Genomic DNA, 12,889 nt, shown 5'->3' on the forward strand with positions numbered 1-12,889 from the left:
GGGAAAGCTACTTGGGACTGTCATCCTCACCGATGTGGTGGATGCGCACCAGGTTGGTCGAGCCGGAGACCCCGGGCGGCGAGCCGGCCGTGATCACAACAATGTCGCCCTTCTCGCAGCGGCCGTACTTCAGAAGCAGCTCATCGACCTGCTGGACCATGGCGTCGGTGGAGTCGACGTGGGGGCCGAGGAAGGTTTCGACGCCCCAGGTGAGGTTCAGCTGGGAGCGGGTCTCCGGCGCCGGGGTGAAGGCCAGGAGCGGGATCGGCGACCGGTACCGCGACAGGCGGCGGACGGTGTCGCCGGACTGGGTGAAGGCGACGAGGAACTTGGCGCCGAGGAAGTCGCCCATTTCGGCGGCGGCGCGGGCGACGGCGCCGCCCTGGGTGCGGGGTTTGTTGCGCTCGGTGAGGGGCGGGAGGCCCTTGTCGAGGATGTCCTCTTCTGCGGCTTCGACGATGCGGCCCATGGTGCGGACGGTCTCGATGGCGTACTTGCCGACGCTGGTTTCGCCGGAGAGCATCACGGCGTCGGTGCCGTCGATGACGGCGTTGGCGACGTCGGAGGCTTCGGCGCGGGTTGGGCGGGAGTTCTCGATCATCGAGTCGAGCATCTGGGTGGCGACGATGACGGGCTTGGCGTTGCGCTTCGCCAGCTTGATGGCTCGCTTTTGGACGATCGGGACCTGTTCCAGGGGCATTTCGACGCCGAGGTCGCCGCGGGCGACCATGATGCCGTCGAAGGCGGCGACGATGTCGTCGATGTTGTCGACGGCCTGGGGCTTCTCGATCTTGGCGATGACGGGGAGGCGGCGGCCTTCTTCGTCCATGATGCGGTGGACATCGTCGATGTCCTTGCCGCTCCTGACGAAGGAGAGGGCGATGACGTCGCAGCCGGTGCGGAGGGCCCAGCGGAGGTCTGCTTCGTCCTTGTCGGAGAGTGCGGGAACGGAGACGGCGACGCCGGGGAGGTTGAGGCCCTTGTTGTCGGAGACCATGCCGCCTTCGATGACGGTGGTGTGGACGCGGGGGCCGTCGACGGAGGTGACTTCGAGGGTGACTTTGCCGTCGTCGACGAGGATGCGTTCGCCGGTGGTGACGTCGGCGGCGAGGCCGTCGTAGGTGGTTCCGCAGGTCTGGCGGTCGCCTTGGACGCCTTCTTCGACGGTGATGGTGAAGGTGTCTCCGCGTTCAAGGAGTACGGGGCCTTCGGTGAAGCGGCCGAGTCGGATCTTCGGGCCTTGAAGGTCGGCGAGGATGCCGACGCTGCGGCCGGACTCGTCGGAGGCCTTGCGTACGCGCTGGTAGCGCTCCTCGTGGTCGGCGTAGGTGCCGTGGCTGAGGTTGAAGCGGGCTACGTCCATTCCGGCGTCGACCAGTGCTTTGATCTGGTCGTACGAGTCGGTGGCGGGGCCCAATGTACAGACGATTTTTGCTCGGCGCATGTTTCAAGCGTAGGCCTTACCGGCGGGTAGGGAATTGGTACCGCATGACTACTCAACAACCTTTGCGTGAAGGGTTATTGACAAGCGTTGAATTGTGCGCGGGGGTGCTCTGATGAGCGCGGGCGGTTGCTTTGTGTGCCCCCTCGGGCACAATTCCGAATTTGTGCGGCTGGGCTACAGCTGGGGTGGTGCCATGGTGAATCGGGCGTTGACCTGGGCGTAGACGTGCTGGCGTTGGGGTTCGAGGTCGAGGGCGGCGATTTCGGTGTCGGCGGCGTCTGCGGCGTAGGACATGGAGCGCATGGCGCGGCCGGGGTTCTGGGGGTACTGGTGGGTGTTCTCGGCGCCGATGTCGGCTAGTTCGACGAGGGCGGTGAGGGTGGTGCCGAGGGCGTCGGCGTATTCGCGGGCGCGCTGGACGGCTTCGAGGACGGCTTGTTGGCGGGCTTTGCGGTGGCTGGGTGAGGTGGGGCGCAGTGCCCACCAGGGGCCGTCGACGCGGGTGAGGTCGAGGTCGGCGAGCCGGGTCGTCAGTTCGCCCAGGGCCGTGAAGTCGGTGAGTTCGGCGGTGATGTGGACGCGGCCGTGGTAGGCGCGGATGCGTTCGCCGCGGCCGTGTCTGGTGAGTTCGGGGCTGATGGAGAAGGCGCCGGTTTCTAGGCGTTCGACGGCGTCGCCGTAGGTTTTGACGAGGTCGAGTGCGGTGGTGTTGCGGCGGGTGAGGTCGGTGAGGGCGCCTTGTCGGTCGGTGCCGCGGGCGCTGACGGTGATGCCGATGCGGGCTATTTCGGGGTCGACTTCGAGGTGGGCTTCGCCGCGGACGGCGATGCGGGGTGAGTCGGGGGTGCCGTAGGGGAGGGCGGGTTGCGGTTCCTCTGCGGTGGGCGTCATACGTCCCACTCTGTCACTGGTGGGGTCGGTTGTGGTGGCCGCAGGTCACCAGATTGAAACCTCCTGGACCTGTTGTGGTGGTGGCTGGTGGGCCAGAATCTACGCGCGTTGTTGGCCTGTTTCCTGAGGAGTCGCTGAGATGTCGTTGAACCGCCGGAAGTTCCTGAAGAAGTCCGCTGCGACGGGGGCGGGGGTCGCGTTCGCCGGGGCGGTGGCGGCTCCCACGGCTGAGGCGGCCGAGGCTGCTGGGCCTGTCGCGGCGGGGAAGGGCGGGAAGCCGGTGAAGCGGTATTCGCTGACGGTGCTGGGCACGACCGACTTGCACGGTCATGTTTTCAACTGGGACTACTTCAAGGACGCGGAGTACAAGGACACGGCGGGTAACGCGCAGGGTCTGGCGCGGATTTCGACGCTGGTGAACGCGGTCCGTAAGGAGAAGGGCCGTGCGAACACGCTGCTTCTGGATGCGGGTGACACGATTCAGGGCACTCCGCTGACGTATTACTACGCGAAGGTCGACCCGATCACGGCGAAGGGTGGTCCGGTTCATCCGATGGCGCAGGCGATGAACGCGATCGGGTATGACGCGGTGGCGCTCGGCAACCACGAGTTCAACTACGGCATCGAGACGCTGCGGAAGTTCGAGGAGCAGTGCCGTTTTCCGCTGTTGGGTGCGAACGCGCTGGACGCGAAGACGCTGAAGCCGGCTTTCCCGCCGTACTTCATCAAGAAGTTCCAGGTGAAGGGTGCGCCGCCGGTGAAGGTAGCGGTGCTGGGTCTGACGAATCCGGGGATCGCGATCTGGGACAAGGCCTACGTCCAGGGGAAGTTGACGTTCCCGGGTCTGGAGGAGCAGGCGGCGAAGTGGGTGCCGAAGCTGCGGTCGATGGGTGCGGATGTGGTTGTCGTGTCGGCGCACTCGGGTTCGTCGGGTACGTCGTCGTACGGTGATCAGTTGCCGTACGTCGAGAACTCGGCGGCGCTGGTGGCGCAGCAGGTTCCTGGCATCGACGCGATTCTGGTCGGGCACGCGCATGTGGAGATCCCGGAGCTGAAGGTCACGAACACGGCGACGGGTAAGACGGTGGTGCTGTCGGAGCCGCTGGCGTATGCGGAGCGGTTGTCCCTCTTCGACATCGAGCTGGTTTTCGAGAAGGGGAAGTGGTCGGTCGAGTCGGTGGCGGCGTCGGTCCGTAACTCGAACTCGGTCGCTGACGACCCGAAGATCACGAAGCTGCTGAAGGCCGAGCACGATGTGGTCGTGGCGTATGTGAACCAGGTGGTCGGTACGGCGACTGAGACACTGACGACGGTCGAGGCGCGGTACAAGGACGCTCCGATCATCGATCTGATCACCAAGGTGCAGGAGGACGTGGTCAGGGCGGCGCTGGTGGGTACGGAGTATGCGTCGCTGCCGGTGATCGCGCAGGCGTCGCCGTTCTCGCGTACGTCGGAGATCCCGGCGGGGAATGTGACGATCCGGGATCTGTCGAGCCTGTATGTGTACGACAACACGCTGGTCGCGAAGGTGATGACGGGTGCTCAGGTGCGGGCGTACCTGGAGTACTCGGCGAACTATTTTGTGCGGACGGCGGCGGGCGCGGTGGTCGACGTGGAGAAGCTGACGAACGCGAACAACCGTCCGGACTACAACTACGACTATGTGTCGGGTCTGACGTATGACATCGACATCGCGCAGGCGGAGGGTTCGCGGATCAAGAACCTGGCGTACAACGGGGCGGCGTTGGATGACGCGCAGCGGTTCGTGCTGGCGGTGAACAACTACCGGGCGAACGGCGGTGGCGCGTTCCCGTTCGTGGCGTCGGCGACGGAGGTGTGGTCGGAGTCGACGGAGATCCGTACGCGGATCGCGGAGTGGGTGACGGCGAAGGGTTCGCTGGATCCGGCGGAGTTCGCTTCGGTGGACTGGAAGTTGACGCGGGACGGCACGCCGGTCTTCTGATCCCTTGTTCGTTTCAGATCCCGTCTGCCAGGGGTGTCAGGACTCGTTCCTGGCGGGCGGACGGGATCTGTGGTTGTGGGTTGAGTCCGAAGGTGGTGAAGGCGGTTCGGTCGGGGAGTGGGTAGGGGTCTTTCCCGGTGAGGGAGTTGAGGATGGTGGCGCTGCGCCAGGCGGCGAGTCCGAGGTCGGGGGCGCCGACGCCGTGGGTGTGGAGTTCGGCGTTCTGGACGTGGACGTGGCCGGTGACGGAGGGGTCGAGGATGAGGCGGAACTGGTCGTCGATGCGGGGGCGTTCGGAGCTGTCGCGGCGGAGGTAGGGGTCGAGTCCGGCGAGGATGCGGCCGAGGGGGCGTTCGCGGTAGCCGGTGGCGAGGACGACGGCGTCGGTGGTGAGGCGGGAGCGGGCGCCTTGTTGGGTGTGTTCGAGGTGGAGTTCGACTTTGGTGGTGGCGACGCGGCCTGCGGTGCGGACGGTGACGGCGGGGGTGAGGACGGCGTCGGGCCAGCCGCCGTGCAGGGTGCGGCGGTAGAGCTCGTCGTGGATGGCGGCGATGGTGTCGGCGTCGATGCCTTTGTGGAGTTGCCATTGGGCGGCGACGAGCCGGTCGCGTACGGGTTCGGTGAGGTGGTGGAAGTAGCGGGTGTAGTCGGGGGTGAAGTGTTCGAGGCCGAGCTTGGAGTACTCCATGGGTGCGAAGGCTTCGGTGCGGGCGAGCCAGTGGATTTTCTCGCGGCCTGCGGGGCGGTTGCGGAGCAGGTCGAGGAAGACTTCGGCGCCTGATTGTCCGGCGCCGATGACGGTGATGTGTTCGGCGGTGAGGAACTGTTCGCGGTGTTTGAGGTAGTCCGCGGCGTGGATGACGGGTACGCCGGGGGCTGCGACGAGGGGTTTGAGGGCTTCGGGGATGTTGGGGGCGGTGCCGACGCCGAGGACGATGTTGCGGGTGTAGGTGCGGCCGAGGGATTCGGCTTCTCCGTCGGTGTCGAGTTGGGTGAAGTCGACTTCGAAGAGGGCGCGTTCGGGGTTCCAGCGGACGGCGTCGACCTGGTGGCCGAAGTGGAGTGCGGGGAGGCTGTCGGCGACCCAGCGGCAGTAGGCGTCGTATTCGACGCGCTGGATGTGGAAGCGCTCGGCGAAGTAGAAGGGGAAGAGCCGGTCGCGGGCCTTGAGGTAGTTGAGGAAGGACCAGGGGCTGGTGGGGTCGGCGAGGGTCACCAGGTCGGCGAGGAAGGGGACTTGGAGGGTTGCGCCGTCGATGAGGAGGCCGGGGTGCCAGTCGAAGCCGGGGCGTTGTTCGTAGAAGACGGTGTCGAGTTCGGCGAGGGGCTGGGCGAGGGCGGCGAGGGAGAGGTTGAAGGGGCCGATGCCGATGCCCACCAGGTCGCGGGGTGCTTCGGTGGCGGGGTGTGGGGGGTTGGGCGTCGGGCTCATCGGGGGGTGTGTCCTTCCACCAGTTTCAGGAGCGTGGCCAGGTCGCCTGGCTGGGTGTGGGGGTTGAGGAGGGTGGCTTTGAGCCAGCGGCGGCCGTCGAGGGTGGCGCGTCCGAGGACGGCGCTCCCTTGGTGCAGGAGGGTGCGGCGTACGGCGGCGATGTCGTCGTCGGTGGCTTGGGTGGGCCGGAACAGGACGGTGCTGATGGCCGGCCGGTCGTAGAGCTCGAAGCCGGGGTGGGTGGCGATGAGGTCGGCGAACTCTTCGGCGTGGGCGCAGACTTGGTCGACGAGCGCGCCGATGCCTTCCCTTCCCAGTGTTTTGAGGGTGACGGCGATTTTGAGGATGTCGGGGCGTCGGGTGGTGCGCAGGGAGCGGCCGAGGAGGTCGGGGAGGCCTGCTTCGGTGTCGTCGTCGGCGTTGAGGTAGTCGGCGCGGTGTTGGAGTGCGGTGAGGTCGTGTTCGTCGCGGATGGTGAGGAGGCCGGCGGCGACGGGCTGCCAGCCGAGTTTGTGCAGGTCGAGGGTGACGGTGTCGGCGCGGTGGAGTCCGTCGAGTTTGTGGCGGTGCCGGTTGCTGAAGAGGAGGCCTCCGCCGTAGGCGGCGTCGATGTGGAGGCGGGCGCCGCGGGTGGCGCAGAGGTCGGCGATCTCGGGGAGCGGGTCGATGAGGCCGGCGTCGGTGGTGCCTGCGGTGGCGGCGACGATCAGGGGGCCGCACAGCTTGTTGAGTGCTTCGTCGAGGGCGGCGGGGTCCATGGTGCCGGCGGGCGCGGGGACGACGACGGGCTCGGGCAGGCCGAGGAGCCAGGCGGCGCGGTACAGGGAGTGGTGGGCGTTGGCGCCGTGGACGAGGCGCAGGCCGCCGTGTGCGTAGCCGTGGGCGCCGGCGTGGGCTTCTCGGGCGAGGAGGAGGGCGAGTTGGTTGGACTCGGTGCCGCCGGTGGTGACGAGTGCGTCGGCCGCGCCGGCTTCGCTCGCCAGCGCCCGTGTCACCAGTGCTTCCAGTGCGGAGGCGGCGGGGGCCTGGTCCCAGGAGTCCAGGGAGGGGTTGAGGGCGGAGGCGGCGAGGTCTGCGGCGGTGGCGACGGCGAGGGGCGGGCAGTGCAGGTGGGCGGCGCACAGGGGGTGCGCGGGGTCCGCGGAGCCTTCGGCGAGGGCCCGTACGAGGGTGTGCAGGGCGTTTTCGGTTCCCTGCTCGGGCAGTACGTCCCCGACGGCGTCCCGCATTCGTCGCGCCACCGCCTCCGGTCCCCCGGCGGGCAGCGGTCCTCCCCTTGCCTCGGCGCCCTCGCGCAGCGCGTCGAGCACGGTGTCGAGCAACGGCCGCAGTGCGCTGGGGCCTTGGGGACCTGAGGCCAGGGGCGGCGTGCGCGGCGTGCTCATGGGGGTCCTCCGGTGGGCGCGCGGCAGGGTGGAGTCCAAGCCTGTACGCAGTTCGGGTCGGCGCGCCCGCGAAGGACAACGATCCGACCCGAAAGGGGGTACTGCCGTGCGGAGGAAATGTGTTGGAGCGGGGGTGGTGCTAAGGGTGTTTTCTCGCCCCTTCCGCCCCCTCCGCCCCTACCCGTCCCGTACATCCGCCCCTCCCCGTCCCGTGCATCCGGGGCTACGCCCCGTCTCAGCCCGTACGGCGGTTGAGGACGAGCGCGTTCAGCGCGAAGCGGGGGTCTGGGGGTGGCAGCCCCCAGAAACAGGACGGGAAGGGGCGGAGGGGGCGAAAAAACTCACGGCCCGGCAACCGGGCCGTGAGTCGCGGAACCTACGCCCCCCTGACCCGCAACGCCCGCCCCAGGTCGTCGAGTTGGTCGGCGAGTTTGCGGCGCAGGGCCGGGATGGGGTCGGCGTCGCGGAGGCAGGCTTCGCCGAGGGCGAGGGTGTGCGGGGTGACGGCGTACGCGGGGAAGGCCCAGCGGCCGGCGGCGTCGGCGATGGCGGGACCGCGGCGCGCGGCGAGCGCGACGGCGTCGGGCCAGTAGCGCTCGACGTACTCCCTGACGAGGTCGGCCTGTTCGGGCTGCCAGAAGCCCTGGGCGGTGGCGGTGAAGAGGTAGTTGGAGAGGTCGTCGGTGGCGAACATCGCCTCCCAGGCGGCGCGTTTGGCCTGCGGGTCGGGCAGCGCGGCGCGGCAGCGGGCGGCGCCTTCCTGCCCGGTGGCGCTGGGGTCCTGGACGAGTTCGGCGTCGATGACGGCGTCGTCGATCGCGCCGTGGACGGCGAGGCGGCCCAGGATGCGCCAGCGCAGCTCGGGGTCGAGTTCGGGTCCGCCGGGGACGGTGCCTTCGGAGAACCAGGCGCTGATGGTGTCGGGGTGGGCGGCGACGTCGATGAAGTGGCGTACGGCGGTGAGGCGCAGGCCGGGGTTGGTGCCGTCCTCGGTGCGGCGGATCAGGTCGCGGCACAGGGAGGTGAGGGTGGCGAGGGCGGTGGGCCGGTCCTCGGCGGACAGGAAGCGGTCGGCGACCTGGGCGGTGGCGAAGGACAGGACGCCTTGGACGAGGGCGAGGTCGGTTTCGTGCGGAAGGTGGGCGCGGGCGGCGTCCACGTAGGCCATGGCGGGGAGTTCGCCGTCGCGTACGGCGTCGCGCAGGGCGTTCCAGACGACGGCGCGGGTGAGCGGGTCGGGCAGGCCGGACAGGGCCGTGTGGATGGTCGTGAAGGATGTCGGGTCGAACCGGATCTTGGCGTACGACAGGTCGCCGTCGTTGAGGAGCAGCAGGTCGGGGCGGCGGCCGGGGCCGAGCTTGATGGATTCGCCCTGGGGTACGTCGAGTTCGAAGCGGTCGCGCAGGACCAGGTTGTTCTCGTCGGCCGGGAGGGTGTCGTAGGCGCCGACGGCGATTCGGTGGGGGCGGCTGCCGTCATGGGCGACGGTGAGGTGCCAATGGCCCTCGGCCTCGCTGATCGAGGGGGTCAGTGTGTCGACGCCTGTGGTGCGCAGCCAGGCCTCCGCCCAGGCGTGTACGTCCCGTTCGGTCGCTCCGGCGAGGGAGTCGATGAAGTCGGCGAGGGTGGCGTTGCCGAACTTGTGGCGGGCGAAGTGGATGTTGATGCCGGCGAGGAAGTCCTTCTCGCCGAGCCAGGCGACGAGTTGGCGTAGTGCGGAGGCGCCCTTGGCGTAGGAGATGCCGTCGAAGTTGAGCATGGCGGAGGCGGTGTCGGGGACGGCGTCCGGGTCGGGGGCGACGGGGTGGGTGGAGGGCCGCTGGTCGGCGTCGTAGCCCCAGGGTTTGCGGGTGACGCCGAAGTCGGTCCAGGTCTCGGTGAATCGGGTCGCTTCGGTGAGGGTCTGGTAGCCCATGTACTCGGCGAAGGACTCGTTCAGCCAGATGTCGTCCCACCAACGCAGGGTGACGAGGTCGCCGAACCACATGTGGGCCATTTCGTGGGCGATGACCATGGCGCGGGTCTGGCGTTCGGTGTCGGTGACGGCGGAGCGGTAGATGAACTCGTCGCGGAAGGTGACGAGTCCGGGGTTCTCCATGGCTCCGGCGTTGAACTCGGGGACGAACGCCTGGTCGTAGGAGTCGAAGGGGTAGGGCTCGTCGAACTTCTCGTGGTAGCGGTCGAAGCAGGCGCGGGTGACCTCGAGGATCTCGTCGGCGTCGGCGTCCAGGTGGGGGGCCAGTGAGCGGCGGCAGTGGATGCCGAAGGGGAGGCCGCGGTGCTCGGTGCGTACGGAGTGCCAGGGTCCGGCGGCGACGGCCACGAGGTAGGTGGAGATGAGGGGGGTGGCGGCGGCTTCCCAGCGGCCCTCTCCGAGGTGTTCGGTGACGCCGTTGGCGAGGACGGTCCAGCCCTCGGGGGCGGTGACGGTCAGTTCGAAGACGGCCTTCAGGTCGGGCTGGTCGAAGGCGGCGAAGACGCGCTGGACGTCTTCCATGAACAGCTGGGTGTAGAGGTAGGTCTCGCCGTCGGTGGGGTCGGTGAAGCGGTGCATGCCCTCGCCGGTGCGGGAGTAGCGCATCGCCGCGTCGACGCGCAGTTCGTGCTCGCCGGCGGTCAGGCCCTTGAGCGGCAGCCGGTTCTCGTCGAGGGTCTCGGGGGCGAGGGGCTGCCCGTCCAGGGTGACGGAGCGCAGCTCGGCGGGCTTCAGCTCGACGAAGGTGTCCGCGTCGGCGCGGGCGGTGAAGCGGATGACGGTCCTGGAGTCGAAGGTCTCGTCCCCGCCGGTCAGGTCGAGGTCGATCCCGTAGTGGTGGACGTCGAGGAGCTTGGCACGGGTCTGCGCTTCGTCGCGCGTCAGTACGGACATGAGGACATGCTGCCTGATGCGTCTGACAGCGCACAGGGGTGGACCGGTATACGGCTTTTGCCCCCTGGTTTCCGGAGGACTACGAGGTCTGGTCCTGCTGCAGCTTCCCGTGGCGGGCCTCGCGCTGGAGGGGCACGCGGGTGTCGGGGTGCGTGGGGGTGGGGGCCGGGGTGTGCTCCTTGACCAGGGCGCGCAGTTCGCGCACTTCGCGTTCCAGGCTCAGGTAGCGCTGGTGGGTGTCGTACAGGTAGCGGACCTTGGTGCGCAGCGTCCAGGGGTCGATGGGTTTCATGACGAGGTCGGCGACGCCGAGGCCGAAGGCGGCGGAGGTCAGTTCGGCGTCGGTGCCGAAACCGGTGACCAGGAGGACGGGGATGTGCTGGGTCTGTTCCAGGCGTCGCATGTAGCGCACGACGTCGAGGCCGCTGACGCCGGGCATGCGCACGTCGAGGACGAGCAGTCCGACCTGGCCGCGGAGGACTTCCTTGAGTGCCTCGTCGCCGCTGGTCGCCCGTGACAGGAGGTAGCCCAGCGGCGCCAGGGCGCTCTCCAGGGCGTACAGCGTGTCCTCGTGGTCGTCGACGATGAGGATCTTGGCGTCCGAAGGCATGGCCCGACGTCCCCTCGTTTGGACATACCAGCTTATGCCCGTCCGGACTCAAGACATGTGCCCGTGGTTGACAAGGAGTGCTCGACTCGAAGGCGGCGCAGAGTGCTCAGCGCAGGATGCCCGGTCGGACCGCCCGGTGTCACTCCCCCGTGGCGGCTGTGGGGCCCTCGACGCCGTCCGCGATGCTCTCGTGGTGGCGAATGACCTCGGCGATGATGAAATTGAGCAATTTTTCGGCGAAGGCCGGATCCAGTTTGGCGTTCTCGGCGAGCCGGCGCAGTCGGGCGATCTGGAGGGATTCGCGGGCCGGGTCGGCGGGCGGCAGTTGGTGGGCGGCCTTGAGGTGGCCGACCTGCTGGGTGCACTTGAAGCGCTCGGCGAGCATGTGCACGACGGCGGCGTCGATGTTGTCGATGCTGTCGCGCAGCCGGGCCAGTTCGGCTCGGACGGCCGGGTCGACCTGGCTGTCCGCGCCGGCCGCCGTCTCGTTGGTGTGACTGGTGCTCATAGGGATCAACCCTAAGGGGAGGTTCCCGCAGGGCATGCGCGCGCTCCCTGCGTTCGGCGAGGGACGTGACCGGAACCCGTCGCGGGCGGGGGGCCCGCCGGGACCGGTACGGCGCCTGTGGCCCCGTACCGCGGATCAGTGCTCGGTCTTCAGCACCTTGTGGAAGTGCACGTCCTGATGACCGCCCGGGATGCCCTCCGTGCGGCCCGTCTCGCGGTATCCGTGCCCTTGGTAGAAACCGGGGGCCTGGAAGGTGAAGGAGGAGACGATCACCTCGGTGCAGCCCTGCCGGGCGCCCTCCTCCTCGGCCGCCCGCAGCAGCTTGCTCCCCCAGCCCGCGTGCCGTTGGTCCTCGCGCACCCACACCATGCCGATCGCGCAGAGGCTGCCCCAGGCCCAGGCGGTGAGGCCTGCGACGAGTTCGCCCTCGGAGTCGGTCACCCGTACGGACAGCGGGACCGGCTCCCCGGCGCCGGTGGCACGGCTGTTGAAGGCGGTCAGCTCGTCGTCGAGGCGCTGCTGCAGGGCCTCGTCCTTGCCGCCGACCTGCAACGACGCGGGGACGGGCGGCTGATGTCCGTTACTCATGGCGCGGAGTATGTCAGCGCCGGCGCCCAGGGTCCGAACGCTTTTCCTGCGGCCCGCACGGCGGCAGGTGCGCGGCGCCAGGCGGCGGGTGCGCGGGTGCCAGGCGGCGGGTGCGCGGGTGCCAGGCGGCGGGTGCCAGGCGGCGGGTGCCGGGTGCCAGGCGGCGGGTGCCGGGTGCCAGGCGGCGGGTGCCGGGTGCCAGGCGGCGGGTGCCGGGTGCACAGCCCGATACACACGGCCGGATACGCCCGCCAGGGCGCCCGCGACACCAGAACAGGTCGCGGACGCCCACGAACAGACGTGTGCCGGCAGAAGAGCCAGGGATCAGAGAGTCGCCGCGGCGCTGGCGATGGCCGACGCGAAGGTCGAGACCTCGGAGTAGACGCCGGGGGCGTTGGGCCGGGCGCAGCCTATGCCCCAGCTGACGATGCCGACCTGGATCCAGGCGTTGGCGCTGTCCCGGCGGAACATCGGGCCGCCGGAGTCGCCCTGGCAGGTGTCGACGCCGCCCGCGGCGTAGCCGGCGCAGATCTCGTCGCTGGCGACGAGACCGCTGTAGCCGCTGTAGGTGCGACAGGTGGCGTCACTGATGAACGGCACGGTGGCCTTCAGCAGGTAGCGCTGCTGGGCGCCGCCCTCGCTGGCCGATCCCCAGCCGGCGACGGTGAAGGTGCCGGTGTTGTACGCCGTGGTGGTGGCGATCTTCAGGGTGGACTGGGTGGTGATGGGCGAGGCGAGCTTGATGAGCGCCCAGTCCTTGCCGGTGCCGTTGTAGCCGGGGGCCCGGTAGACGTAGGTGGACTTGACCTGGACGCGGCCGGTGGTGGACTGGAGGTCGACGACGCCCGCGGTGGCGGTGATGCTGGTGTTGGCGCCGGTGCCGCTCACGCAGTGCGCGGCGGTGAGCACGATCTGCTGGGTGTAGAGCGCGCCGCCGCAGCCCATGGAGAGGCGGACCATGAACGGGAACTCGCCCTGTGCGGCCCGGGTTCCACCGATGACGGGCGCGGGTGCGGCCTGTGCGGTGGAGAGGGGCTGGAGGGATACTGCCGCGAGGAGGACGGCTCCGATGGCGAGCGATCTCTTGACGCCGGTGAACTTCTTCAGGAACTTCAACGTGCTTCCCTTCGTGGGGGGTTGAACGTGCGGCGGGTAGCCGCACGTCACGCACAGCACTGGGCCGAGGCACCGATGGCGCC

At 69.0% G+C, this 12,889-nt stretch carries 10 protein-coding genes; 1 reads left to right on the forward strand and 9 read right to left on the reverse strand.

The genetic code is table 11. The features are described 5' to 3' along the window. Positions 1 to 7: 7 nt before the first annotated feature. Complete coding sequence (gene pyk / locus ACFVKT_RS32910) at positions 8 to 1,444, reverse strand: pyruvate kinase (protein ID WP_385738358.1); 1,437 nt, start codon at positions 1,442 to 1,444, stop codon at positions 8 to 10. A gap of 174 nt (positions 1,445 to 1,618) precedes the next feature. Continuing rightward, the gene (locus ACFVKT_RS32915) at positions 1,619 to 2,335 is read right to left on the reverse strand and encodes an SIMPL domain-containing protein (RefSeq protein WP_385738360.1); all 717 of its coding nucleotides are present in this window, start codon (positions 2,333 to 2,335) and stop codon (positions 1,619 to 1,621) included. 139 nt (positions 2,336 to 2,474) lie between these two features. Between ACFVKT_RS32915 and ACFVKT_RS32920 the strand changes: the two genes are divergently transcribed. Then, positions 2,475 to 4,298: a bifunctional metallophosphatase/5'-nucleotidase gene (locus ACFVKT_RS32920; RefSeq protein ID WP_385738362.1), complete on the forward strand. Its 1,824-nt coding sequence runs from the start codon at positions 2,475 to 2,477 to the stop codon at positions 4,296 to 4,298. Between the two features lie 13 nt (positions 4,299 to 4,311). Here the strand turns inward: ACFVKT_RS32920 and ACFVKT_RS32925 are convergent, their stop codons facing one another. From ACFVKT_RS32925 to ACFVKT_RS32955, 7 genes are all read right to left on the reverse strand, one after another. Further along, entirely contained in the window at positions 4,312 to 5,730 is a 1,419-nt protein-coding gene (locus ACFVKT_RS32925) for a lysine N(6)-hydroxylase/L-ornithine N(5)-oxygenase family protein (RefSeq protein WP_385738364.1), read from the reverse strand. After that, positions 5,727 to 7,115 (reverse strand): pyridoxal phosphate-dependent decarboxylase family protein, encoded by a 1,389-nt coding sequence (locus tag ACFVKT_RS32930; protein ID WP_385738366.1) that lies wholly within the window; start codon positions 7,113 to 7,115, stop codon positions 5,727 to 5,729. The genes ACFVKT_RS32925 and ACFVKT_RS32930 overlap by 4 nt, the downstream gene beginning before the upstream one ends. A gap of 376 nt (positions 7,116 to 7,491) precedes the next feature. Continuing rightward, a complete protein-coding gene (gene pepN / locus ACFVKT_RS32935) occupies positions 7,492 to 9,984 on the reverse strand; it encodes an aminopeptidase N (RefSeq protein WP_385738368.1) in 2,493 nt (830 codons plus the stop codon). A 79-nt stretch (positions 9,985 to 10,063) separates the two neighbouring features. Further along, positions 10,064 to 10,594 carry a two-component system response regulator gene (locus tag ACFVKT_RS32940; RefSeq protein ID WP_385738370.1) on the reverse strand — a complete coding sequence of 177 codons (531 nt, stop codon included), beginning with the start codon at positions 10,592 to 10,594 and terminating at the stop codon, positions 10,064 to 10,066. Positions 10,595 to 10,733: 139 nt separating this feature from the next. Then, the gene (locus ACFVKT_RS32945; protein ID WP_385738372.1) at positions 10,734 to 11,102 is read right to left on the reverse strand and encodes a chorismate mutase; all 369 of its coding nucleotides are present in this window, start codon (positions 11,100 to 11,102) and stop codon (positions 10,734 to 10,736) included. 135 nt (positions 11,103 to 11,237) lie between these two features. Further along, positions 11,238 to 11,690 carry a GNAT family N-acetyltransferase gene (locus tag ACFVKT_RS32950; protein ID WP_385738374.1) on the reverse strand — a complete coding sequence of 151 codons (453 nt, stop codon included), beginning with the start codon at positions 11,688 to 11,690 and terminating at the stop codon, positions 11,238 to 11,240. A 324-nt stretch (positions 11,691 to 12,014) separates the two neighbouring features. Beyond that, positions 12,015 to 12,797: a S1 family peptidase gene (locus ACFVKT_RS32955; RefSeq protein ID WP_385738723.1), complete on the reverse strand. Its 783-nt coding sequence runs from the start codon at positions 12,795 to 12,797 to the stop codon at positions 12,015 to 12,017. Positions 12,798 to 12,889: the final 92 nt, after the last annotated feature.

Origin of the sequence: Streptomyces sp. NPDC127595 (assembly GCF_042671685.1) — a bacterium.
Taxonomy (GTDB): Bacteria; Actinomycetota; Actinomycetes; order Streptomycetales; family Streptomycetaceae; genus Streptomyces.

Excerpts from the sequence above, each read along its gene's own strand:
- pyk (WP_385738358.1), bottom strand. The coding sequence starts at position 1,444 with ATGCGCCGAGCAAAAATCGTCTGTACATTGGGCCCCGCCACCGACTCG.
- ACFVKT_RS32915 (WP_385738360.1), bottom strand. The coding sequence starts at position 2,335 with ATGACGCCCACCGCAGAGGAACCGCAACCCGCCCTCCCCTACGGCACC.
- ACFVKT_RS32920 (WP_385738362.1), top strand. The coding sequence starts at position 2,475 with ATGTCGTTGAACCGCCGGAAGTTCCTGAAGAAGTCCGCTGCGACGGGG.
- ACFVKT_RS32925 (WP_385738364.1), bottom strand. The coding sequence starts at position 5,730 with ATGAGCCCGACGCCCAACCCCCCACACCCCGCCACCGAAGCACCCCGC.
- ACFVKT_RS32930 (WP_385738366.1), bottom strand. The coding sequence starts at position 7,115 with ATGAGCACGCCGCGCACGCCGCCCCTGGCCTCAGGTCCCCAAGGCCCC.
- pepN (WP_385738368.1), bottom strand. The coding sequence starts at position 9,984 with ATGTCCGTACTGACGCGCGACGAAGCGCAGACCCGTGCCAAGCTCCTC.
- ACFVKT_RS32940 (WP_385738370.1), bottom strand. The coding sequence starts at position 10,594 with ATGCCTTCGGACGCCAAGATCCTCATCGTCGACGACCACGAGGACACG.
- ACFVKT_RS32945 (WP_385738372.1), bottom strand. The coding sequence starts at position 11,102 with ATGAGCACCAGTCACACCAACGAGACGGCGGCCGGCGCGGACAGCCAG.
- ACFVKT_RS32950 (WP_385738374.1), bottom strand. The coding sequence starts at position 11,690 with ATGAGTAACGGACATCAGCCGCCCGTCCCCGCGTCGTTGCAGGTCGGC.